We start from the raw sequence: 20644 nt of genomic DNA, 5'->3' as shown, positions 1-20644 counted from the left end.
AACATCTTCTTCTTGCGGGTCGGGCTCATCGGGTCGATGACCTCGATGACCTTGCTGCAGACCTCGAGCGCGTAGTCGAGCTCGGTGCCGGTGTAGGACTCGGGCGAGTACTCGTAGAACACGTCGGTGCCAGGGACGAGCTCCTCGTACTTCTTGCAGATCTCCGCCCCGCGGACGGCGATGTCCTGGATGCCGTCCTCGTCGAGGCCGAACACCACCCGTCGCTGCAGGGTCGAGGTGGAGTTGTAGAGGTGCACGATGGCCTGCTTGGCGCCGCGCAGGGACTCGTAGGTCCGCTCGATCAGGTTCTCACGGGCCTGGGTCAGCACCTGGATCACGACGTCGTCGGGGATCAGGTCCTCCTCGATCGGCATCCGCACGAAGTCGAAGTCGGTCTGGCTGGCTGCCGGGAACCCGACCTCGATCTCCTTGTAGCCCATCGTGACGAGGAGCTGGAACATCTTCTTCTTGCGGGTCGGGCTCATCGGGTCGATGAGTGCCTGGTTGCCGTCGCGGAGGTCGACCGCGCACCAGCGGGGCGCCTGGGTCATGCGCTTGGTGGGCCAGGTGCGGTCGGTCAGGTCGACCGGGATGAACGGCTCGTAGCGCTCGTGCGGCATGCCGCTCGGCTGCTGCGGGAAACGGTCGTGCGCTGGGCTGCTGGAGATCATGACAAGGGTCCTCGGGATGAGTTCGGCGATGCCGGCGCGCACACCCTCCGCAGCGAGGGGTCCGGCTGGTCAGGCCCCGCTGCGGCAGCGAAGAAGGAGGCTGCGCATCATGATGGGGACAGTCTGCCACGTACGGCGAACGCGACGGCCGTGATCTCAAAAGGCCCCGCCCCCAGGCGTTCACGAAGCGTCGCCTGCAGCCGTTCGCGCTTGTCAGGATCGAGGGCCTTGATCACCTCACCGATGGGCCCGACGGCGTGGAGGTAGGGCTCCCACCACTCCTCGAACGTGGGATGGGTGACGGTGACGGCGAGCTCGGTGTTCTCGACGTCCGTCAGCCCGGCCTGCTCGAAGTAGCCCTGCAGCTGCCCCGTGGCACCACCGGGCAGCTTCCCCTCCCCTGGGTGCTCGGGAGCCAGCTCGGCGAGCGCCGACCAGACCGGGGCCATCGGCTCACGTCGCCCGGCGAGGTCCCACACGGTCGCGCCGACCCAGCCCCCGGGGCGGGTCACCCGCGCCATCTCCGCGATGCCCGCCACCGGGTCACGCATGAAGTGGACGACGAGACACGCGCCGGCGACGTCGAACGACGCATCGGCGTACGGCAAGGACTCCGCGATCCCCTGCCTGACCTTCACGTCGGGGAACCGCTCACGGAAGGCCCCCACGAAGGCCTCGGACGGCTCGATCGCCGAGACCCGGTCCGCTCCGAGCCGCTCGACGAGGTGCTCGGTCCAGGCGCCCGGCCCGGCCCCCACGTCGAGGGCGTCCTCGCCGGCTTCCACCTCGAGCCAGTCGGTCAGCTTCCCGGCGAGCGGACGGGAGTAGCGGCCCATGAACCTGTCGTACGCGTCGCCTGCCACTTCGAAGGTCATGCTCGGCGACGCTACTCCTTCTCTAGGCTCCCCGACATGGCCCGTCTCCTGGTCGTCCACCACTCCCCCACCGACACCGTCCGCTCGCTGAGTGATGCGGTGGTGGCCGGCACGGGTGACGACGCGATCGAGGGCGTCGACGTGGTGGTGCGCGAGGCACTCGACGCCCGGGCCGACGACGTGCTCACGGCCGACGGCTACCTGCTCGGCACCCCCGCCAACTTCGGCTACATGAGCGGAGCACTCAAGCACTTCTTCGACACCATCTTCCTCGAGGCAGGCGGCGCTCTCGCCGACGACGGCGCTGCGGGTGGGGTGCAGGGCGGGCGGAAGCCGTACGGCTTGTGGGTGCACGGCCGCTACGACACCGCCGGTGCCGTCCGGTCGGTCCAGTCGATCGTCCAGGCGCTCGGCTGGCAGCAGTCGGCGCCGGTGCTGGAGATCCTCGGTGACGTCGGGGGGCAGGAACGCGCCGCGGCGTACGAGCTCGGAGGTACGATCGCCGCACTGCTCAGCGAGTGACGAACGCAGCGCGCGTGACGAGTTCCTAGGAGACGGATGGCTGGCCGCCTGCTGTTCGTGCCGCTCGTCGCCGCCGTGCTCGCTGTCAGCTCCTGCAGCGCCGGCGGCAGTGAGACCCCCGACGAGGACTCCGTCGAGGTGCCGGAGCTCGGGGTCTGCCGGGTGCTCGAACCCGAGGACGTCACAGCCGCGTCGAACTCCGTGGAGGTCGTGGACTGCACGCAAGAGCACACGGCCGAGACCTTCGCCGTCGGTGCGCTGCCCGCTGGGCTCCAGGATGCGGGGTACGGCGATCCAGAGATCGGCGCCTTCGCCTACAAGACCTGCGCCAGGGCCTACATGAAGTTCCTGGGCGCCGACGAGAGCATGGTGCTGCGGACCCTGTTGTCGTGGGCGTGGTTCCGGCCTTCCGAGGAGGCCTGGGACGAGGGTGCCCGGTGGTATCGCTGTGACGTGGTCGGCGGCAACGAGGACGCCACGTCCTTCGTCAACCTCCCCGAGACCGCACAGGCTCTGATGTCGTCGGGCCTGCCGGACGATCAGTGGATGGCGTGCGTGAACGGCGACTCGGTGCCCGGCGCCCCACGGGTGCCCTGCAGCGAGGAGCACACCTGGCGGGCCGTGACGACGATCAAGGTGGGTGCCGGCGACGATCCCTACCCAGGTGACCAGCTGGTCGAGGTCACCACCCGCGACTACTGCGGAGACTCCGTGAGTGCGTGGCTGGAGTATCCGCTCGAGTACAAGTTCGCCTACACCTGGTTCCACGAGGCCGAGTGGGAGACCGGCAACCGGCGCTCCATCTGTTGGGCCTGGACGCGCGGATGAGACTCCTGAGTCTCGGCGCTGTACTGGTCACCGTCCTGCTGGGCGGCTGCTCGCAGGACGCCCCACCGGCCGCGTCGCCACCGTCGTCGTCCCCGGCCGTCCCGTCGGCGACCGCTGCTCAGCCGACCGCGTCCGCCGCCCCGCGGCCTGCCAAGGACGGCTGTCACCGCCTGACCTTCGCGCAGGCTGTGGCGCCGGCCGTCAGCGGCACCGCCGTCCCGTGCTCGGCGAAGCACACCTCGCACACCTACAAGATCGGCCGGCTCCCGCTCGTGTCGGCCGGCCACCTGCTGGCGGTGGACTCCGCCTCCGTCCAGTCCTCGGTGGCTGCCACGTGCACGTCGCTGCTGGGTGCCCAGGTCGGGGGTACGCCCGAGGACCTGCGCCTGAGCATGGTGCAAGCGATCTGGTTCACCCCGTCGGTGACGGATGCGGCTGCCGGGGCCGACTGGTTCCGTTGTGACGTCGTGGCCCTGGCGAGCGCCGGCGGGCTGGCGCCCCTCCCCCGTTCCTCGAAGGGCATGGTGGCGGACTCGGACCGGTTCGCGATGTGCGGGACCGCATCCCCTGACGCTGCCTCCTTCGAGCGCGTGCCCTGCTCGGTGGCACACTCGTGGGTGGCCATCTCGACGGTACCGCTGGCCGGGAAGCCGTATCCGGCGGTCAGTGCGGCCAGCGACCAGATGGAGTCGGCCTGCCGCTCGGCCGCCCGCTCCCGTGCCGACGACCCGCTGGACTTCACCTGGTCGGAGGAACGGCCCTCCCGCGAGCAGTGGGACGCCGGCCGCCGCTACGGCATCTGCTGGGCGCCGGCCTGACGTCGCCGTACGCGGAATGCAGTGGCGACCACGCCACCGCAGCTGCGAGGGTCGAACCATGACGACGATCGCGCAGATCGGGCCCGACGACTGGGAGGACTTCCGGGACATCCGGCTGCGTGCCCTGGCCGACGCACCCGATGCCTTCGGCGTGACGCTGGCCGACGCCCGGCAGAATTCGGAGCAGGACTGGCGCGACCGGCTGGCCGGGTCCAGTCCCGTCCTCGTTGTCCGCGACCGAGCAGTGCTGCTGGCCATGGGCGGCGGGTGGCACCCACCGGGTGAGCCCGACCGGATGATGGTGTGGGGGATGTGGACCGCGCCGGAGGCCAGGGGCAACGGCTGTGCCCGATCGCTCCTGGACCGGCTGCTGGACCACGCGCGACGTCTCGACGCCACCACGGTGGAGCTGCACGTGACGGAGGGAAACAACTCCGCGCGGCGGCTCTACGAGACGTGCGGGTTCGAGGCCACGGGCGAGTGGGAGCCGTTGCAAGAGGGGTCAGCCCTGCAGATCGAGCTGATGCGACGGGTGATCTAGACCGCTCCAGCCGGTTCGACCATTCGCCCTCGTGACGGCCCGCTTCGGTTCTAACCTAGGAGTGGCTGCTCGAACCCCCATGGCGAGCAGCCGCCAACGTCGATGCACATCTACCCCCCGGGGGTGTGCCACCGACGAAGAGCCGCCCGCGATGCTAGTTAGCGCGCGGGCGGTTCTGTCGAGGTCAGCTCCACCGCATCCGCTCGGTAGCGGGCGGCATGCTCGCTCCGTTCTCGCTCAGGTTCATCGCGTCGCGGCCTCGATCGACAAGACGCAGTTCTTCACGCCCTTGGGCCGGACGTAGCTGAAGCCGAGCCGTTCGTAGAGCCGGCGGGTGCCGTGGTAGAGGAACGACGACGACATCTTCTTGGTCTGGTTGGTCAGGTCGTGCGGATAAGCCTCGACAACGCCGCCACCGGCCTGGGCGATGAGGTCGAGCGCACCGCGGATGGCGATCTCGGTGACACCGCGGCGGCGGTACCTCCGATCGACGAAGACGCAGGTGATCCGGTAGTCGGGGTCGCGCTCCTTCTCGGCGTCGTACTGCTTGCGGTGGTGGAGGGTGGGCAGCTCGGTCGGCGTGCCGTACTCCGCCCACCCGATCGCCTCGTCGCCGTCCATCACCAGCGCCGCGTGCGCCGCGCCGGACTCGACCTACCTCTTCTTCAGCTCCCGGTTGGCTTCGGCACCCTGCCCGTGCTCGGGACCGTCGGGATGGAACCAGATGCACCAGCAGCCACCGAAGATCCCGCCGTGTCGCTCCACGAGGGCGTCGAACGCCGGCCAGGTCTCTGCGGTCAGTGGTCTGACCTTGAACGTCGCGTCGGCGCTCGCGTCGGTGCTCGTGTCGGTCGTCATGGGCTCACCGTAGGGCCCTTCCAGACGATGGGCATTCCGGATCTGCGGTGAGCGCCGGGGCGGCTCGACGGCACGCGCAGCCGCTCCCATGGGCACTCGACTGAGGCGTTGCGATGACAGCCCGTCAGAAGCCCAGCTTGCGGAGCTGGCGGGGGTCGCGCTGCCAGTCCTTGGCGATCTTGATGTGGAGGTCGAGGTAGACAGGCGTGCCCAGCAGGGCCTCGATCTGGAGCCGGGCGGCGGTGCCGACCTCGCGCAGGCGAGCACCCTTGTGGCCGATCATGATGCCCTTCTGGGAGTCGCGCTCGACGTAGAGGTTGGCGTAGATGTCGAGGAGCGGCTTGTCCGGGTCGCGGTCCTCCCGCAACCCCATCTCCTCGACCACGACTGCGATGGAGTGCGGCAGCTCGTCGCGCACTCCCTCGAGCGCGGCCTCGCGGATGAGCTCCGCGACCAGGATCTCCTCGGGCGCGTCCGTCAGGTCACCGTCGGGATACAGCGGCGGCCCCTCCGGCAAGAGCGCGAGGAGCAGGTCGGAGAGCAGGTCGACCTGGGACCCGGAGACCGCAGAGACGGGGACGATCTGCGCCCATTCGGTGTTGGTCTCGGTGCCGAGGGCCGCGATGTCGAGGAGGTGTTCGCCGAGCTGCTCGGGCGTGACGAGGTCGGTCTTGGTGGCCACCGCGACCTTGATCGTGCGACGGATCTTGCCGAGCTCGTTGACGATGAACCGGTCACCGGGACCGATCTTCTCGTTGGCCGGGAAGCACACCGCGACCACGTCGACCTCGGCCCACGTCGTCTTGACGAGGTCGTTGAGGCGCTCCCCCAACAGGGTCCGGGGCCGGTGCAGACCGGGAGTGTCCACCAGGATGAGCTGGCCGTCCGCCCGGTGCACGATGCCGCGCACGACCGTCCGCGTGGTCTGCGGCTTGGACGAGGTGATCACGATCTTGCTGCCGACGAGCGCGTTGGTCAGCGTCGACTTGCCCGCGTTGGGTCGGCCGACGAAGCTCGCGAAGCCGCTCCGGAAGCCCTCCGGCCGCGTCCCGTAGATCGGCCCCGCGGGCGCGACCCCGCTGACATCGAACTCCTTGTCGTGCTCGTCGCTCATTCGATGCTCTCTCGTGCTGCGTCGTAGTCGGCCCAGATCTGCTGGTCACTCTTCCCTGCCGCCTTGCCCGCGCGCCAGATGGGTCCCGGATCGACGGCACGGGGCTGCCGCTTCTGGCCGCCGCCGCGCCAATAGCCCATGACGTCGTACGCCGAGGTGGGCAGCTGCCGCTCGCGCATCAGGTGCTTGCGGATGGCCCGCATCTGGGCGGACTCACCGGCCATCCAGAAGTAGCCCGTCCCGGCCGGCCAGTCGATCCCGGCCACGATGTCGGCAGTGGCGGTCTCGACGCCTGCAGGTGGGGTCGACCAGCTGATGTCGCCGCTGACGTAGTCCCGGATCGGCTCGTCGGGAGTCTCCACCCACGCGGTGACCGGCACCGCCACCGTCTCCTTGATGCGCGCCACGGCAGGCAGGGCGGTGAGGTCACCGACCAGCAGCAACCAGGCGGCGTCGGCCGGCATCGAGAAGGACCCCTTGGGCTCGCTCACCGTCACCACATCGCCGACGCAGTCAATCGAGGCCCACTCGGTCACGAGTCCGTGCTCGTGCACGACGATGTCGAGCACGAGCTCACGGCCGTCCCAGGACCGGACGGTGTAGTAGCGGGTCTGGAACTGCCCGGGGATCGTCAGCGCCACCCACTCGTCGGGGACGCCGGTCGAGCGGAAGTCGTTGAGGCCGGGCCCCCCGAGGACGAGGCGGACGAAGTGGGAGGTGAGCTGCTCGCGGCGCAGCACCTCACAGGTGTACGTCGCAGCGCGAACGCTCACCGCAAGGTCCCACGGTGGTCGCCGACGTGGACGACGACGTCCGGGCCGGCGAACTCGTGCACCGCATCGAGCGACGGCGTCGACTCCGACGCGGTGAGCACCACGGCTGCCTCGAGCCCACGCGACGCCGACGCGACCGCCATCGCGACGCAGACCTCGAGCGCGCTCAGCCTCAACGACGTCAGGGCGACCGAGGCGGCTGCGTAGGTCCGGCCGTCGAGGTCGCGCACGGCGGCACCCTCCGAGGCGTTGGTCCGCGCCCGGGTGGCACGCGCCAGCGTCACCAGCTTCTGGTCCTCGGCCGACAGCTCACTCATCGTCGTTCTCCTGCATCTCGTCGTCGTCCCCGGAGACGACCGCGACCAGCACGGTCCCGATCTTGTTACGGCGACCTGTCAGCCGCTCCGCCTCGAACCGGAGCCCGTGGCACTCGACCACGGAGCCGGGGATCGGCACCCGTCCCAGGTGCTTGGCCATCAGTCCCCCGACGCTGTCGACGTCCTCGTCGCGCACCGTCACCCCGAGGATCTCGCCCAGGTCGTCGACCGGGTAGCGCGAGGACACGCGGTAGGTGGTGTCGTCGACGTACTCGACCTCCACCTCCTCCTCGTCGTACTCGTCGGTGATCTCCCCGACGATCTCCTCGAGCACGTCCTCGATCGTGACGATGCCCGCCGTGCCGCCGTACTCATCGACGACGACCGCGATGTGCTGGCGCCGCGCCTGGAGCTCGGTCAGCAGGGCGTCGACCGGCTTGGACTCGGGGACCCAGTGGACCGGGCGCATGACCTCGTCGACCCGCTGGGTGAACTCGACGTCGGGCTGCTCGAAGTCGCGCCGGACGATGTCCTTGAGGTAGGCGATGCCGACGACGTGGTCGAGGTTCTCGTCGATGACCGGTACGCGCGAGAAGCCGCTGCGGAGGAACAGCGACATCGTCTGACGCAGGTTCTTGTAGCGCTCGATGTAGACCACGTCGTTGCGCGGGACCATCACCTCGCGGGTCGTGGTGTCCCCGAGCTCGAAGACCGAGTGGATCATCTTCCGCTCGCCCGACTCGATCACCGCGGAGGCCTCGGCCAGGTCGACCAGCTCACGCAGCTCGGTCTCGGTCGAGAAGGGCCCCTCGCGGAACCCCCTGCCCGGCGTGATCGCGTTGCCCAGCAGGATCAGCAGCTGCGGGATCGGGCCCAGGATCTTCGTCACGAACGAGAGCGGGCCGGCGGAGAACAGCGCCACTGTGGCGTCGTGCTGGCGTCCCAAGGTACGTGGGGCCACCCCGATCGCCACGAAGGAGATCAGCAGCATCGCCGCGACGGCCGTGAGGTAGGCGGGCCAGAAGTCACCGTCGTAGAGGTCGTGGATCCACAGTGCCACGAGCACGATCGCCGCGGTCTCGCAGAGCAACCGGAGCAGCAGCGCGGTGTTGAGGTAGCGAGCGGGGTCGCCGAGGATCCGGACCAGCCGCCGCGAGCCGGGGCGGCCCTCCTCGGCCAGCTCCTCGGCCCGGGCATGGGAGAACCCCGCCAGCGAGGCGTCGGCCGCCGAGAACAGTCCCGCCAGGAACACGAGCAAGGCTGCTACCAGGAGCAGCCAGAGATCACCTATCACTGGGCGGGATCAGCCGACTGTCCGTTGCTGGTCCGCCACTGCTCCAGCAGCGTGCCCTGGAGCCCGAACATCTCCGCGTGCTCCTCGGGCTCGGCGTGGTCGTAGCCGAGGAGGTGGAGGATGCCGTGCACGGTGAGCAGCTCGATCTCCGCGTCGCGACCGTGGCCGGCCTCGATGCCCTGGCGGTCGGCCACGTCGGGGCACAGCACGAGGTCGCCGAGCACGCCCTCCTGCGGCTCCTCGGTGACCTTGCCGGGCCGCAGCTCGTCCATCGGGAAGGCCAGCACGTCGGTCGGGCCCTCCTTCTCCATCCACCGCTGGTTGAGCTCGGCGATGGTGTCCTCGTCGACGGCCTTGATGCAGAGCTCGGCCTGCGGGTGGACGCGCAGCTCGTCCATGACGAACCGGGACAGGGCCGAGAGGCGGCGTACGTCGAGATCGACGCCCGACTCGTTCAGTATCTCGATGCTCATGGACCCACTCGGTCGCTTCGCTCGCTCACGGGCGACCGCCGCGCGGTCTGGTCGGCTCCGCGCGCGGGGTCGCCGCCTCGAACTCGTCGTAGGCGGCCACGATCTTGCCGACCAGGCGGTGGCGGACCACGTCGCCCGACGTGAGGCGGTTGAACGAGATGTCCTCGACGTTGTCGAGGATCCCCTCGATGACCCGCAGCCCGGACTTCACCCCGTTGGGAAGGTCGACCTGGGTGACATCGCCGGTGACGACGATCTTGGAGCCGAACCCGAGCCGCGTGAGGAACATCTTCATCTGCTCCGGCGAGGTGTTCTGCGCCTCGTCCAGGATGATGAAGGCGTCGTTGAGGGTGCGTCCGCGCATGTAGGCCAGGGGCGCGACCTCGATGGTGCCGGCAGCCAGCAGCTTGGGGATCGTCTCGGGATCGATCATGTCGTGCAGGGCGTCGTAGAGGGGTCGCAGGTAGGGGTCGATCTTCTCGCTGAGCGTGCCCGGCAGGTAGCCGAGACGCTCGCCGGCCTCGACTGCCGGGCGGGTCAGGATGATCCGGGTGACGTCCTTGGCGTGCAACGCCTGCACGGCCTTGGCCCTGGCCAGGTAGGTCTTGCCCGTGCCCGCCGGGCCGATGCCGAAGGTGATCGTGTGCTTGTCGATGGAGTCGACGTAGCGCTTCTGGTTGACCGTCTTCGGGCGGATCGTGCGGCCACGGTTGGACAGGATGTTGAGCGACAGGACGTCGGCCGGCCGTTCGGTGGTCTCGGCCTTCATCATCGTAATGATGCGCTCGACGGTCTCGGAGGTGATCCCCTGCCCGGTGCGGATGATGGTGACGATCTCGTCGAGCAACCGCTCGGCCAGCGCGATCTCGGCCGGCTCGCCGCTCAGCGTGATGCGGTTGCCACGGACGTGGACCTTCGCCTCGAAGGCACGCTCGATGATCCCCAGGTGGGCGTCACCGGGTCCGAGCACGCTGACCATGTCGATGCTGTTGGGCACCACCACGGTGTGGGTGGGTGCTGGTGAGGTGTCTGTCATGGGTTCCCGGTGTGGGTGCCTTCCCGGATCGGCTGTGGAGACTCAGCCCATGCTACCGAGCCACCAGCCGCGAGACACCTCCGATGGCCTGCCACTCATTCGGCTCCCGCTCGTAGGCTGGCTCCATGACGGGTCCTGAGGGGGCTACCCACGAGCGGCCCGACGACGATCCGGACGACCACGACGACGACACCGAGCCGTCCTGGTTCCCGGGACACAACCTGCCGGGTCACGCTCGGGGCATGGGACTGACCCACCACGTGCCCGAGGGTGCGCTGCTCGACTTCGCGGGGTCGCTCAACGGCGCGAAGCCGCTGCACCGGGCCACGGCCTGGGTCCTGCTGGTGGTGTTCGGGCTGCCAGTCGTCTTCACCGTGCTGCGGACCTGGGACGCGTTGTCCTGACTGGTCGGCCTCAGGGACGGGTGATCTGCAGCGTGCCCAAGCACATCTCGTCGGTGGAGCCCTCGCCCCACACGACGTAGCGGTCGGGCTGGCCCTCGAACGACGGGAGCTCGTCACGGAGCCACTGGACGTGCTTGCAGGTCACCTTGACGGTGTCACCGGCAGCCAGGGCGACCGGCTCGATGTCGCGCGCACCCTGGTCGTCGAAGTCCCAGACCGGGATGTCCAGCACCGTCCTGGCCTCGGGCGTGCCCGGGTTGGTCTCGATCTTGATCTTCCGACCGAGCAGGTGCATATGGCCGGCCACGGCGTGGATGGTCATGGGCTCGCGGAGGGTCCGAGTGCAGCTCTGCACCTGGCCCGGCTTCGGCTTGCCCCCGCACAGGAGGTAGAGCGCATTGGCAGTGCCCGACTCGGCTCCGAAGCGCGCCATCACGTCGAGCATCGCGGCATCGCGGTCGCAGAGCGGCCCGTCGGTGTACGCCGCACGACAGGGCAGCTCGACGGGGGCCGGCATCAACATCGTGTGCAGCTGTTCCATGTCCCGGTCACCGGGGGCCAGGCGGAGCTGGGCTGCGGAGATGTCCGGCGAGGTGCCGGCCAGGAGGTTGTAGTGGACCTGCATGACGATGGCGCTGCCGGCCCGGAGCTTCACGCCGTAGCCGGGCTTGCGCACGGACTCCCTGCCGCCGGGGGCCCAGGCGCCGATCCACGAGGCGTCGTCGACGTTCTGGAAGGCGTCGAGGCCGGTGCCGCCGAAGCAGGTCCAGCCCTGGGCGTCCTCCGAGGCGTCCTTGGCCTTCGCCGCAGCGATCTGCTCGGGCGGGACCTGGAAGAGGATCACGTGGTGGACGACCTCGGGGCTGCCCGGCTGCACGGTGGTCCCGGTCAGCCACTCGTCCTGGGCGAGCTCGGGATCAAGGAGGAAGCAGCGGTAGTCGTCGGTGCCTTTGCCGAAGGGTGCAGAGGGGGTGTACGCCGCCGGCATCGCCAACGAGGCGCGCCGCTCCCCCGCCCGGAGCTTGACTTCCTTGGCCGGTTTGGCGTCGGCATGCTCGTCGTGCGCCGTGTGCGTCTCGGACGCTTCCGCACCGGGGTCGGTCGTCTCGGTGGTCTTGGTGGTCTCGGTCGGGGACTGCGTGGCGGCCGTCGGGCTGTCATCGCCCAAGGCATTCGTGCCACCGCAAGAGGTCAGCAGGAGCACGGCGGTTGCGCACAGCGCGATCAAGGAGCGCGTCGCGCGCAGGTCACTCATGCCTACAGCCTAGGGCCGAGGCGTTGGCCTGGGAGCCAAAGCGCCCACTTCGGGCCTCAGCCCGGCGGCCACCTCAGCGGGCGGCCGCCGAGGACGTGAAGGTGCGCATGGAAGACCGTCTGTCCGGCGCCGGCACCCGTGTTGAAGACAGCGCGGTAGTCGCCGGACAGTCCCTCGCGCTCAGCGACCTGGGCGGCGGTCGCGAACATGTCGGCCAGACCGGACGGGTCGTGGCTGGCGAGGTCGGCGGCATTGTCGTAGTGGTGGCGCGGAATGACCAGCACGTGAGTGGGCGCCTGGGGGTTGAGGTCGCGGAACGCGACGGTGCTCTCCCCGGCGAGGACGATCTCGGCCGGCACGTCGCCCGCGACGATCCGGCAGAACAGACAGTCACGGGGGGTTTCGGGTGCGACCATGACCTCAGACTAGGTCGTTGCCGGCGGCGTGTAACCGATGGAGCAACCAGCACGTCCCACTACCGTGAAACGTATGACTTCCCCCTCCCGACGACTGCGCCACCAACCGGGCCACCAACCGGGCCACCAACCGGGCCGCCAACTGGGCCGCCGACTGGCCGCCGCCCTCTCGCTCAGCGCACTCGCCATGGGCGCCGCGGCCTGCAGCCAGGAGGCGCCCGACTCCACCCCGGCCTCGCAGGAGTCCGAGGCCACCGACCCCCAGGCGGGCGAGAGCACCTCGCCCAGCGAGCCTGTCGAGACGAGCACGGAGCCGGCCGGGTCCAGCGAGCCGGCGGACACCGTCACGGTGCCGCTCTACTTCGTCGGCGAGACCCCGCAGGGTCCCAGGCTGTTCCGTGAGTTCCGCGCCGTACCCTCCGACAAGCCGCTGGTGGAGGCCGCGGCACTCGTGACGGCGGGCGACACGCTCGACCCCGACTACCGGTCGCTGTGGCCGCTCCTGGAGATCACCGAGATCAGCGCGACCGATGGGTTGTTGCTCGTCCACCTCCCCGGTGACGGCTTCACCGAGCGCCCGGACGGCATGTCGAAGCAGGACGCCGAGCTGGCGATCCAGCAGCTGGTCTACACGCTCCAGGGCGTCCAGCAGGAGCGCGTGCCGGTGCAGTTCGACCGCCCCGACACGAGCGCGCGCCTCTTCGGTCTGAGCACCGAGTCACCGTACTCCAACGCACCTGCCCTCGAGGTGTCGAGCATGGTCAACATCACCTCACCGGAGCAGGGCTCCGCCGTCGGCGGTGACACCTTGGCGGCCAGCGGCGTCGCGTCGTCCTTTGAGGCCACCGTGCCGTGGGAGATCCGGCAGGGCGAGACGGTGGTGCTCGAAGGCTTCGCGACCGCCGAGGGCTGGATGGACAAGCTCTACCCCTGGGAGACCGACGTGGACGTCTCGACCCTCGCGCCGGGCGACTACACCTTCGTGGCCCTCACGTCCGACCCGTCGGACGGCGAGGGTGGCGGGCCGCACGAGGACACCAAGGACTTCGTCCTCAACTGATCCCACCGCCAGGTAAACCGCGATGCCCGCTCGGGCGTCCCACTAGCGTGATGGCCCATGCGACCCTGGCAGGAGCGGTGACCGGCGCCGAGCGCTGGAGCGCCGACGACGCGCTGGATGCGTTGTACGCCGCCCACTGGTCTCGACTCGTGCGGATGGCCGTGCTCCTGGTCCGCGACGTCGGCACGGCCGAGGAGGTGGTCCAGGACGCCTTCGTGGCGATGCACCGTCGATGGGGGCGGCTCCGCAACAACGACTCGGCCCTGGCCTACCTGCGACAGACGGTCGTCAACCGGTCCCGGTCCGTGCTGCGACACCGCGGCGTCGTGGACCGCCACCTCCGCTCGACGGACCCACGTGCGTCCATCACCGCTCCGTCCGACACCGGCGCGCTGGACAGAGCCCGGCGCGAGGCTGTCCTCGACGCCCTCTGCCAGCTCCCCGACCGCCAGCGCGAGGTCCTCGTGATGCGGCACTACCTCGAGCTGTCCGAGGCCGAGATCGCCGACGCACTCGGCATCGCCCGCGGCTCGGTGAAGTCGCACGCCTCCCGTGGCTCGGCTGCCCTGCGTGACCTCCTCGGAGACCTCTGGAAGGACGAGTCATGAAGGACGACGAGCTGCGCGACTTGTTGAGCGACACGGTGGCCCACGTGGAGCCGCGCTACGCCCTGGACGAGATCCGGGCTCGGACGACGCCGTCCAAGCGGCGGTGGCCGTACGCCGCAAGTGGGGGCTTCCTGGCAGTCGCAGCCTCGGTCACCGCGTTCGCGGTGCTGGGCAACGACGCCCCGCCGCGCGCGACCGACCCGGCGTCCGGCACGTCCTCGTCGCCGTCCTCGTCGCCGTCCCCGTCCCCGTCCCCGTCGCAGTCCACGCCGTCCACGTCCGTGTCGGCCACCGCACTCCCCGCGCAGACGGTTGCCGTCTACTTCGTCGGGTCCACCCCCGACGGTCCGCGGCTCTACCGCGAGTTCCGGCCGGCCGACGGAGGGGGAATCTCGGACCTCGAGGCGAGTCTCGTGGCTGCGCTGACCTCCGACCCCCAGGACCCCGACTACGACAACCTGTGGCCGCTGACCGGCACCGTCCTCCGCTCTGCTGAGCTGGTCGACGGAACGGTGCGGATCGACCTCGGGAACATCGGCACCGGAGAGCCGTCGACCGTCAAAGGACGCGGCCTGTCCGAGACCGACCGGAAAATGGCGGTGGAACAACTCATCTACACCGCGCAGGCTGCTGTGCAGGAGCGCCTGCCCGTGCAGTTCATCTACCAGGGCAACCCCGTGGTCCAAGTCCTGGGCGTGCCGACGTCCGAACCGCTCGTCAACGGCCCCGTCCTCGACACCCTGGCCCTCGTCTCGCTGACCACTCCCACCGAGGGGATGGTCGTGGACAACGACCAGCCACTGGTGGTGGAGGGGGCCGGCAACTCCTTCGAGGGCAACATCGTCACCCGGGTCACGCGACCAGACGGCACCGACGTCCTCGCACCCATACCGGCCATCGCCGCAATGGGCGGGAACAAGTTGTTCCCCTTCGAGGCCACGTTCGACATCAGCGGCCTCGAGCCCGGCCAATACGTGGTCGACTCGCGGACCGACGACCCGTCCGGAGCTGGCCTGTTCCACGAGGACAACCGGACCATCCAGGTCGTCGACTAGGTGTTTCTTGGACCTGAGTCTCCCCGAGACTCAGGTCGGAGCAGAGGCCCACCGAGCCGTGCGCGCCAGCAGGGCGCTGACGGCGGCGAGTCCGGCGGTCGACGTACGCAGGACCTCAGAGCCCAGACGCACGGTCACGGCGCCTGCCGTCTCGAAAGCGGCCAGCTCGTCGGGGGTGATCCCGCCCTCGGGACCGACGATGACCACGATCTCACCGTCGGCCGGCACGTCGAGGGAGGCCAGCGCCGTGGTGGCGTCCTCGTGGAGCACCACGACGAGCGCGGCAGAGGGGAGGCGGGCGACGACGTCATCGGTGGCGGCGAGGGGCGTGACGGTCGGTAGCCACGTGCGGCGCGACTGCTTGCCAGCCTCGCGGGCGGTCGCCTGCCACTTCGCGTGCGACTTGGCTGCGCGCTCGCCCTTCCACACCGCGACCGACCTGGCCGAGGCCCATGGGACGACCGTGTCGACGCCGACCTCGGTCAGCACCTCGACGGCCAGTTCGCCCCGGTCGCCCTTGGGCAGTGCCTGGACGACCGTGAAGGACGGGGACGGTCGCGGGATCAAGCTGGCACTGGTGACGAGCACCTCGAAGACGCGCTTGCCGGTCGAGGCCACCTCTCCGGCGACGCGGTGGCCGAGCCCGTCGGTGAGCACGACCTCTTCGCCGACCCGCAGGCGGCGTACGGCGACAGCGTGGTGCGCCTCGTCACCGCTCACCTCGACCCGAGCCCCGACGGCAACGCCGTCGAGCGACTCCACGAGGTGAACCGGGAAGGACATGACTCAGTGCTGGTTGAAGGCGTCGCGGAGCCGGCTGAAGACCGACCTCTGCGTCGACTGCACCTGGCCGTCAGGCGTCTCCTCGCCACGGAGGGCCGCGAGCTCGCGCAGGAGCTCCTCCTGCCGCGCATCCAGACGGGTGGGGGTGTCCACGAGGACCGTCACGATGAGGTCGCCGCGACCGCCCCGCAGACCTGGTGCGCCGAATCCGCGGAGCACCTGCTCGCTGCCCGACTGGGTGCCGGGAGCGACCTCGAGGTCGTAGTCGACCCGCATGTCGGAGTCGTCACTGGGCTCGAGGTCCGCTTCCAGGAGCGGCAGGGTGAGGGTGGTCCCCAGTGCGGCGGCGGTCATCGGGAGGGTGACGGTGCAGTGCAGGTCGTTGCCGTGACGGGTGAAGGTCGGGTGCTGCTCGACGTGGATCTCGACGTAGAGGTCGCCCGCGGCCCCACCTCCGGGGCCGACCTCGCCCTGCTCGGTGAGCTGGACGCGGGTGCCGTGGTCCACACCGGCGGGGATCTTGACGTTGAGGGTGCGCCGCGTCCGGACCCGGCCGTCGCCGGAGCACTCGCGGCACGGGTCGGGGTTGATCTGGCCGAAGCCGCGACATGCTGCGCACGCGCGCAGGGTGCGGATCTCGCCGAGGAAGGAGCGCTGCACCTGCGCCACCTCGCCGGCGCCGCGACAGGTCTCGCAGGTGATCGGCTTGGATCCCGGGGCTGCGCCGTCTCCGTGGCACAGGGTGCAGACGACCGCGGTGTCGACCTTGAGCTCCTTGGTCGTGCCGAAGGCGGCCTCGGCGAGCTCGACGTCGAGGCGGATCAGGGCGTCCTGTCCGCGGCGCACGCGCTGCCTCGGGCCACGGCCCTGCCCGCCGGCGCCGGGCGCGTTGCCCCCGAAGAAGGCGTCCATGATGTCGGTGAAGGAGAAGCCCTGGCCCTGTCCGAAACCAGCGGCACCGCCGCCGAAGGGGTCGCCTCCGCGGTCATAGGCCGCCCGCTTCTGCGGGTCGGAGAGCACTTCATAGGCGCGGGAGACCTCCTTGAAGCGCTCCTGGGTCGCAGGGTCCGGATTGACGTCCGGGTGCAACTGGCGGGCGAGGCCGCGGTAGGCCTTCTTGATCGCGGCGGCGTCGGCGTCCCGGGAGACCCCGAGCAGCTCGTAGAGGTCAGATGACACGATTGCTCACTGCTGTCCTTCGTCGAGGATCCTGGAGACGTAGCGCGCAACTGCGCGCACGGCCGCCATGGATCCGGGGTAGTCCATGCGGGTAGGTCCGACGACGCCGAGCGTCGCCAGAGCCTGGTCGGGCGGACCGTAGCCAGCCGCGACGACACTGGTGGAGGCGAGCTCCGAGTAGGGGCCCTCGTGACCGATGCGCACTGTCACGGAGTCACCGGCCGTGACCTCGCCGATGAGCTTCAGGAGGACCACGTGCTCCTCGAGCGCCTCGAGCAGGGGGCGTACGGCAGTCTGGAAGCTGTCACCGAAGCGCGCGAGGTTGGCCGCGCCACCGACCGCCACCCGCTCGTCGCTGCGGTGGTCGGACATCGCCTCGGTCAGCACGTCGACGATGCTGCTCGCCAATGCCCGGTCGTCCTGGCCGAGGGCGTCGGGCAGGGCACCGAGGGCGGCGGACGCGTCGGCGATGCGTTCACCGGCAGCGGCCTGGTTGACCCGGGTGCGGAGGTCGGCGAGCTGGTGCTCGCTGGGCGCGACCGGCGTCTCGAGCAGGCGCTGCTCGACCCGGCCGGTGCTGAGGATCAGGATGAGCATGATCCGCGAGGGCGTGATCTGGACGAGCTCGATGTGACGCACCGTGCTGCGCGAGAGCGTCGGGTATTGCACGATCGCGACCTGGTGGGTCAGGTTGCTGAGCAGCCGGACTGACCGCTGCACCACGTCGTCGAGGTCGACCGCGCTGTCGAGGAGGGTCGCGATGGCCCGCTTCTCCGCAGCGCTCATCGGCTTGACGCCGCTGAGGCGGTCGACGAAGAGGCGGTAGCCCTTGTCGGTCGGCACCCGACCGGCACTGGTGTGCGGCTGGTGGATGAAACCCTCGTCCTCCAGCGCGGCCATGTCGTTGCGGACAGTGGCCGGCGAGACACCCAGGCCGTGCCGCTCGACGAGGGCGCGCGACCCGACGGGCTCCTCGGTGGCGACGTAGTCCTCGACGATCGCGCGCAGGACGGCGAGCTTGCGGTCCTCGACCATCGCGCCTCCTCGTCGGTCTCGTCGGGCGTCACCCGGAACTGGCACTCATCGTGCGTGAGTGCCAAGCCTACTAGTCCTGCCTACAGTGACCGACATGCCCGAGTTCACTGAGGTGGCACCGCGTGTCTGGGTCGCCCACTACGACTGGATGCACGTCAACATCACCTTCATCGGCGGCAGCGACGGACTCGTGATGGTCGACACCCACGGCTCAGAGCGCCAGGCACGGGTCATCGCCGACGACCTCGGCCGACTCGGGGCCGGGCCGCTCACCGCGCTGGTGAACACGCACGACCACTGGGACCACTGGTTCGGCAACGACGTGTTGGCTTCGCCGTACGCCGACCTGCCGATCCACGCCACCGAGTTCGCGCGGCAACGGATGATCGAGGCCGGCGACAAACCGGCGGACGATCGCTGGGCTGACCACGCGCGGGGCGAGGAGATCCTCGCCACCACCCTGCGCCCGGCGACGCACGGCTTCTCCTCCGCCCGCGCGCTGGACCTGGGCGACCGGGTCGTGGAGCTCATCCATCCCGGACGTGGCCACACTGCCGGCGACCTCGTGGTCCGGGTCCCCGACGCCGACGTGATGGTCGGCGGCGACCTCATCGAGGAGTCGGACAAGCCCTTCATCGGCGACGACTCCTATCCGCTGGAGTGGCCGCTCACCCTGGACCTGGTGCTCGGACTGATGACGTCCTCGACCGTCGTGGTGCCGGGGCACGGCCAGGTCGTCGACCGGGACTTCGTCCAGGAGCAGCGCACCGAGCTGGGCATCATCGCCGAGACGATCCGCGACCTCGCCGGGCGAGGGGTGCCGGCCTCGCAGGCCCTCGCCGAGGGCGACTGGCCGTGGGACGAGCAGCTCCTCACGTCCGCCGTACGACTGGGATATGAGCACCTGCCCCGCGCGCAGAAACGGCTGCCTCTCGTCTGAGGGGGTGTTTACGCCGGGCGCCAACTCCGTTAGGAACGACACATGACCGAACAGAGCGAGACACCCACCGCCAGCTCCACCACGAGTCCGGCCGACGCCGACCACGACTCCTCGAGCGCAGGGCCCGACGGAGCCGGCCTCGCCGGGGTCTCGGACGAGCAGCTCCCCGAGGACCTGCGCCCCACGGACGACAACCCCCTCGCCCAGCCGCTCGACCCCGACGACGAGGCGACCAAGGACGCCGACGAGCTCGGGATGGACGACACCCAGGAGGACACGAGCGGCGACTACAAGTCGTCGGGCGACACGCCCAGCACCGAGCTCGACGACGAGCTGGAGAGCGAGGACGGGGCCGGGCACGGCGACGGCGCGCAAGGGGCCGGCATCAGCGGCTGAGTGTGGCGACCGGCGGCGTGGCACTCCCGCGTCGCCGAGCAGTCGACCTAGCGTTGCCCGGGTGACTTCCCCCACCGATCGATATTCCGGCGACGTCCTGGCCACCGACTGGCGAGCCCCGAAGAACGGTCGCACCGTCGACGTCCCGGCCGAGCTCGGCCTGGTCGTGGAGGAGGTGAGCACCGACTGGTGCGGTGAGATCGTGGCCGTCGACCGCGATCTCGACACCGTCACCCTCGAGGACAGGCGCGCGAAGCGGCGTACCTTCCCGATGGGACCGGGGTTCCTGCTCGAGGGCAAGCCCGTGGCACTGGTGCGCGCGACGCGGGCCAACCCCACCGCGGCGACCCGGACGGCGAGCGGTTCGGTGGCGGTGCACGGCGCCAAGGCCAGGGTGGCGCGGGCGAGCCGGATCTTCGTCGAGGGCCGGCACGACGCCGAGCTCGTCGAGAAGGTGTGGGGCGACGACCTGCGGATCGAGGGTGTCGTCGTGGAGTTCCTCGGCGGCGTCGACGACCTCGCCGAGCATCTGCGCGACTTCAAACCGGGTCCTCAGCGGCGCGTCGGGGTGCTCGTCGACCATCTCGTCCCGGGCTCCAAGGAGAGCCGGATCGCCCAGGGCATCGCCCGCTCGGACGTCGGCAAGCACGTGCTGATCGTGGGCCACCCGTTCATCGACGTCTGGCAAGCCGTCAAGCCCTCTCGGCTCGGCATCACGCGCTGGCCCGACGTGCCGCGTGGCATCGACTGGAAGACCGGCACCTGTCAGCAGCTCGGCTGGCCCCACCGCAACCAGGCCGACATCGCCCGGGCATGGAAGCACGTCCTCGGCGCCGTGCGCGGCTTCGGCGACCTCGACCCGCAGCTCCTCGGGCGGGTCGAGGAGCTCATCGACTTCGTAACCGCGCCCTAGGTCAGGTCACGCACGACGGCGTCGGCCAGCAACCGCCCGCGCCGGGTCAGGATCAGGCGCTCGGCCGCCAGGCTGACCAGGTCCTCCTCGACGAGGCGCGCCACCTGCGACCGGCCGTTGCGATCGAGTGCCAGCACCGGCAGCCCGTCTCGCAGGCGCAGCTCGAGGAGGATGCGCTCCAGGCGTCGGTCGTCCTCGGTGAGGTGCTCGTAGGCCAGGGCCGGGCTGTTCCCGGCGGCCAGCCTGTCGGCGTACGCCGCGGGATGCTTGACGTTCCACCACCGCACCCCACCGACGTGCGAGTGCGCCCCGGGCCCGGCACCCCACCAGTGCCCGCCGGTCCAGTAGAGGACGTTGTGGCGGCACCGGCTCTCGCGCCGGCGAGCCCAGTTGGAGACTTCGTACCACTCGAGGCCGGCTGCGGTGAGTCGATCGTCTGCGAGGTCATACTTGTCGGCGAGGTCGTCCTCGTCGGGCATC

The 20644-nt window shown here is 70.0% G+C and carries 25 protein-coding genes and 2 pseudogenes; 11 read left to right on the top strand and 16 right to left on the bottom strand.

Translation table 11 applies throughout. The features are described from left to right. Together JWN68_RS04020 and JWN68_RS04015 are read right to left on the bottom strand one after the other, a co-directional pair. Positions 1 to 671, bottom strand: a pseudogene (locus tag JWN68_RS04020) (2-isopropylmalate synthase); the annotation flags it as partial. A 107-nt stretch (positions 672 to 778) separates the two neighbouring features. Continuing rightward, a complete protein-coding gene (locus JWN68_RS04015; protein ID WP_297735037.1) occupies positions 779 to 1546 on the bottom strand; it encodes a class I SAM-dependent methyltransferase in 768 nt (255 codons plus the stop codon). Between the two features lie 36 nt (positions 1547 to 1582). Between JWN68_RS04015 and JWN68_RS04010 the strand changes: the two genes are divergently transcribed. From JWN68_RS04010 to JWN68_RS03995, 4 genes are read left to right on the top strand one after another with little or no spacing between them, the layout of a single operon-like run. Then, positions 1583 to 2068, top strand: coding sequence for a flavodoxin family protein (locus JWN68_RS04010; protein ID WP_297735035.1), 486 nt, complete (start codon positions 1583 to 1585; stop codon positions 2066 to 2068). Between the two features lie 36 nt (positions 2069 to 2104). Further along, entirely contained in the window at positions 2105 to 2896 is a 792-nt protein-coding gene (locus tag JWN68_RS04005) for a septum formation family protein (RefSeq protein WP_297735032.1), read from the top strand. Further along, positions 2893 to 3714, top strand: a complete 822-nt coding sequence (locus JWN68_RS04000) for a septum formation family protein (protein ID WP_297735029.1) — start codon at positions 2893 to 2895, stop codon at positions 3712 to 3714. Before JWN68_RS04005 ends, JWN68_RS04000 begins: the two co-directional genes overlap by 4 nt. A gap of 58 nt (positions 3715 to 3772) precedes the next feature. Then, positions 3773 to 4255 (top strand): GNAT family N-acetyltransferase, encoded by a 483-nt coding sequence (locus JWN68_RS03995; protein ID WP_297735026.1) that lies wholly within the window; start codon positions 3773 to 3775, stop codon positions 4253 to 4255. 243 nt (positions 4256 to 4498) lie between these two features. Here JWN68_RS03995 and JWN68_RS03990 read toward each other — a convergent pair whose 3' ends face one another. From JWN68_RS03990 to JWN68_RS03955, 8 genes are all read right to left on the bottom strand, one after another. Next, a complete protein-coding gene (locus tag JWN68_RS03990) occupies positions 4499 to 4876 on the bottom strand; it encodes a hypothetical protein (RefSeq protein ID WP_366519735.1) in 378 nt (125 codons plus the stop codon). Positions 4877 to 4909: 33 nt separating this feature from the next. After that, on the bottom strand, positions 4910 to 5113 hold the full coding sequence (locus JWN68_RS03985) for a hypothetical protein (protein WP_297735020.1): 204 nt from the start codon (positions 5111 to 5113) through the stop codon (positions 4910 to 4912). A gap of 124 nt (positions 5114 to 5237) precedes the next feature. Beyond that, positions 5238 to 6227, bottom strand: coding sequence for a GTPase Era (gene era / locus JWN68_RS03980; protein WP_297735018.1), 990 nt, complete (start codon positions 6225 to 6227; stop codon positions 5238 to 5240). Then, positions 6224 to 7000, bottom strand: coding sequence for a siderophore-interacting protein (locus JWN68_RS03975; protein WP_297735015.1), 777 nt, complete (start codon positions 6998 to 7000; stop codon positions 6224 to 6226). Before JWN68_RS03975 ends, era begins: the two co-directional genes overlap by 4 nt. Further along, on the bottom strand, positions 6997 to 7317 hold the full coding sequence (locus JWN68_RS03970; RefSeq protein ID WP_297735012.1) for a cytidine deaminase: 321 nt from the start codon (positions 7315 to 7317) through the stop codon (positions 6997 to 6999). The genes JWN68_RS03975 and JWN68_RS03970 overlap by 4 nt, the downstream gene beginning before the upstream one ends. Then, positions 7310 to 8569 carry a hemolysin family protein gene (locus tag JWN68_RS03965; RefSeq protein WP_297735009.1) on the bottom strand — a complete coding sequence of 420 codons (1260 nt, stop codon included), beginning with the start codon at positions 8567 to 8569 and terminating at the stop codon, positions 7310 to 7312. The genes JWN68_RS03970 and JWN68_RS03965 overlap by 8 nt, the downstream gene beginning before the upstream one ends. A gap of 38 nt (positions 8570 to 8607) precedes the next feature. Next, on the bottom strand, positions 8608 to 9084 hold the full coding sequence (gene ybeY, locus JWN68_RS03960) for an rRNA maturation RNase YbeY (RefSeq protein WP_297735005.1): 477 nt from the start codon (positions 9082 to 9084) through the stop codon (positions 8608 to 8610). Positions 9085 to 9109: 25 nt separating this feature from the next. Next, positions 9110 to 10120 (bottom strand): PhoH family protein, encoded by a 1011-nt coding sequence (locus tag JWN68_RS03955; RefSeq protein ID WP_297735003.1) that lies wholly within the window; start codon positions 10118 to 10120, stop codon positions 9110 to 9112. Positions 10121 to 10245: 125 nt separating this feature from the next. On the opposite strand from JWN68_RS03955, the gene JWN68_RS03950 reads away from it, so the two are divergent. Then, complete coding sequence (locus JWN68_RS03950) at positions 10246 to 10524, top strand: hypothetical protein (RefSeq protein WP_297735001.1); 279 nt, start codon at positions 10246 to 10248, stop codon at positions 10522 to 10524. 10 nt (positions 10525 to 10534) lie between these two features. Here the strand turns inward: JWN68_RS03950 and JWN68_RS03945 are convergent, their stop codons facing one another. Together JWN68_RS03945 and JWN68_RS03940 are read right to left on the bottom strand one after the other, a co-directional pair. Further along, positions 10535 to 11779: a hypothetical protein gene (locus JWN68_RS03945; protein WP_297734999.1), complete on the bottom strand. Its 1245-nt coding sequence runs from the start codon at positions 11777 to 11779 to the stop codon at positions 10535 to 10537. Positions 11780 to 11835: 56 nt separating this feature from the next. After that, entirely contained in the window at positions 11836 to 12195 is a 360-nt protein-coding gene (locus tag JWN68_RS03940; RefSeq protein WP_297734997.1) for a histidine triad nucleotide-binding protein, read from the bottom strand. A gap of 73 nt (positions 12196 to 12268) precedes the next feature. On the opposite strand from JWN68_RS03940, the gene JWN68_RS03935 reads away from it, so the two are divergent. From JWN68_RS03935 to JWN68_RS03925, 3 genes are read left to right on the top strand one after another with little or no spacing between them, the layout of a single operon-like run. Then, entirely contained in the window at positions 12269 to 13255 is a 987-nt protein-coding gene (locus tag JWN68_RS03935; protein WP_297734994.1) for a Gmad2 immunoglobulin-like domain-containing protein, read from the top strand. A gap of 50 nt (positions 13256 to 13305) precedes the next feature. Continuing rightward, positions 13306 to 13863 (top strand): SigE family RNA polymerase sigma factor, encoded by a 558-nt coding sequence (locus JWN68_RS03930; protein ID WP_297734989.1) that lies wholly within the window; start codon positions 13306 to 13308, stop codon positions 13861 to 13863. After that, a complete protein-coding gene (locus JWN68_RS03925; RefSeq protein WP_297734987.1) occupies positions 13860 to 14918 on the top strand; it encodes a Gmad2 immunoglobulin-like domain-containing protein in 1059 nt (352 codons plus the stop codon). Before JWN68_RS03930 ends, JWN68_RS03925 begins: the two co-directional genes overlap by 4 nt. Positions 14919 to 14948: 30 nt before the next feature. On the opposite strand, the gene JWN68_RS03920 is transcribed toward JWN68_RS03925, so the two are convergent. Genes JWN68_RS03920 through hrcA form a run of 3 tightly spaced genes read right to left on the bottom strand, consistent with a single transcriptional unit; the run spans position 14949 to position 17915 of the window. Next, on the bottom strand, positions 14949 to 15701 hold the full coding sequence (locus tag JWN68_RS03920) for a 16S rRNA (uracil(1498)-N(3))-methyltransferase (protein WP_297734985.1): 753 nt from the start codon (positions 15699 to 15701) through the stop codon (positions 14949 to 14951). A 3-nt stretch (positions 15702 to 15704) separates the two neighbouring features. Continuing rightward, a complete protein-coding gene (gene dnaJ / locus JWN68_RS03915) occupies positions 15705 to 16880 on the bottom strand; it encodes a molecular chaperone DnaJ (protein WP_297734982.1) in 1176 nt (391 codons plus the stop codon). 6 nt (positions 16881 to 16886) lie between these two features. Next, the gene (gene hrcA, locus JWN68_RS03910) at positions 16887 to 17915 is read right to left on the bottom strand and encodes a heat-inducible transcriptional repressor HrcA (protein ID WP_297734979.1); all 1029 of its coding nucleotides are present in this window, start codon (positions 17913 to 17915) and stop codon (positions 16887 to 16889) included. Positions 17916 to 18009: 94 nt separating this feature from the next. Here hrcA and JWN68_RS03905 point away from each other — a divergent pair, with 94 nt between their 5' ends. The 3 genes from JWN68_RS03905 (at position 18010) to JWN68_RS03895 (ending at position 20164) form a co-directional block, all read left to right on the top strand. Then, positions 18010 to 18855 carry an MBL fold metallo-hydrolase gene (locus tag JWN68_RS03905; protein WP_297734976.1) on the top strand — a complete coding sequence of 282 codons (846 nt, stop codon included), beginning with the start codon at positions 18010 to 18012 and terminating at the stop codon, positions 18853 to 18855. 42 nt (positions 18856 to 18897) lie between these two features. Next, entirely contained in the window at positions 18898 to 19251 is a 354-nt protein-coding gene (locus JWN68_RS03900; protein WP_297734973.1) for a hypothetical protein, read from the top strand. Positions 19252 to 19312: 61 nt separating this feature from the next. After that, positions 19313 to 20164, top strand: coding sequence for a DUF3097 domain-containing protein (locus JWN68_RS03895; RefSeq protein WP_297734970.1), 852 nt, complete (start codon positions 19313 to 19315; stop codon positions 20162 to 20164). Here the strand turns inward: JWN68_RS03895 and JWN68_RS03890 are convergent. Then, a pseudogene (locus JWN68_RS03890) lies at positions 20161 to 20644 on the bottom strand (coproporphyrinogen III oxidase); the annotation flags it as partial. The gene JWN68_RS03895 and the pseudogene JWN68_RS03890 overlap by 4 nt on opposite strands.

Source organism: Nocardioides sp., assembly GCF_025964975.1.
Lineage (GTDB): Bacteria > Actinomycetota > Actinomycetes > Propionibacteriales > Nocardioidaceae > Nocardioides.
The sequence above is the reverse complement of the archived record's forward strand: the minus strand, read 5'-3'. Positions and strand labels throughout refer to the sequence as shown.

Bases quoted from the DNA above. Each gene is read 5' to 3' on its own strand.
- JWN68_RS04015 (WP_297735037.1), bottom strand. From the start codon at position 1,546: ATGACCTTCGAAGTGGCAGGCGACGCGTACGACAGGTTCATGGGCCGC.
- JWN68_RS04010 (WP_297735035.1), top strand. From the start codon at position 1,583: ATGGCCCGTCTCCTGGTCGTCCACCACTCCCCCACCGACACCGTCCGC.
- JWN68_RS04005 (WP_297735032.1), top strand. From the start codon at position 2,105: ATGGCTGGCCGCCTGCTGTTCGTGCCGCTCGTCGCCGCCGTGCTCGCT.
- JWN68_RS04000 (WP_297735029.1), top strand. From the start codon at position 2,893: ATGAGACTCCTGAGTCTCGGCGCTGTACTGGTCACCGTCCTGCTGGGC.
- JWN68_RS03995 (WP_297735026.1), top strand. From the start codon at position 3,773: ATGACGACGATCGCGCAGATCGGGCCCGACGACTGGGAGGACTTCCGG.
- JWN68_RS03990 (WP_366519735.1), bottom strand. From the start codon at position 4,876: ATGGACGGCGACGAGGCGATCGGGTGGGCGGAGTACGGCACGCCGACC.
- JWN68_RS03985 (WP_297735020.1), bottom strand. From the start codon at position 5,113: ATGACGACCGACACGAGCACCGACGCGAGCGCCGACGCGACGTTCAAG.
- era (WP_297735018.1), bottom strand. From the start codon at position 6,227: ATGAGCGACGAGCACGACAAGGAGTTCGATGTCAGCGGGGTCGCGCCC.
- JWN68_RS03970 (WP_297735012.1), bottom strand. From the start codon at position 7,317: ATGAGTGAGCTGTCGGCCGAGGACCAGAAGCTGGTGACGCTGGCGCGT.
- ybeY (WP_297735005.1), bottom strand. From the start codon at position 9,084: ATGAGCATCGAGATACTGAACGAGTCGGGCGTCGATCTCGACGTACGC.
- JWN68_RS03955 (WP_297735003.1), bottom strand. From the start codon at position 10,120: ATGACAGACACCTCACCAGCACCCACCCACACCGTGGTGGTGCCCAAC.
- JWN68_RS03950 (WP_297735001.1), top strand. From the start codon at position 10,246: ATGACGGGTCCTGAGGGGGCTACCCACGAGCGGCCCGACGACGATCCG.
- JWN68_RS03945 (WP_297734999.1), bottom strand. From the start codon at position 11,779: ATGAGTGACCTGCGCGCGACGCGCTCCTTGATCGCGCTGTGCGCAACC.
- JWN68_RS03940 (WP_297734997.1), bottom strand. From the start codon at position 12,195: ATGGTCGCACCCGAAACCCCCCGTGACTGTCTGTTCTGCCGGATCGTC.
- JWN68_RS03935 (WP_297734994.1), top strand. From the start codon at position 12,269: ATGACTTCCCCCTCCCGACGACTGCGCCACCAACCGGGCCACCAACCG.
- JWN68_RS03930 (WP_297734989.1), top strand. From the start codon at position 13,306: ATGGCCCATGCGACCCTGGCAGGAGCGGTGACCGGCGCCGAGCGCTGG.
- JWN68_RS03925 (WP_297734987.1), top strand. From the start codon at position 13,860: ATGAAGGACGACGAGCTGCGCGACTTGTTGAGCGACACGGTGGCCCAC.
- JWN68_RS03920 (WP_297734985.1), bottom strand. From the start codon at position 15,701: ATGTCCTTCCCGGTTCACCTCGTGGAGTCGCTCGACGGCGTTGCCGTC.
- hrcA (WP_297734979.1), bottom strand. From the start codon at position 17,915: ATGGTCGAGGACCGCAAGCTCGCCGTCCTGCGCGCGATCGTCGAGGAC.
- JWN68_RS03905 (WP_297734976.1), top strand. From the start codon at position 18,010: ATGCCCGAGTTCACTGAGGTGGCACCGCGTGTCTGGGTCGCCCACTAC.
- JWN68_RS03900 (WP_297734973.1), top strand. From the start codon at position 18,898: ATGACCGAACAGAGCGAGACACCCACCGCCAGCTCCACCACGAGTCCG.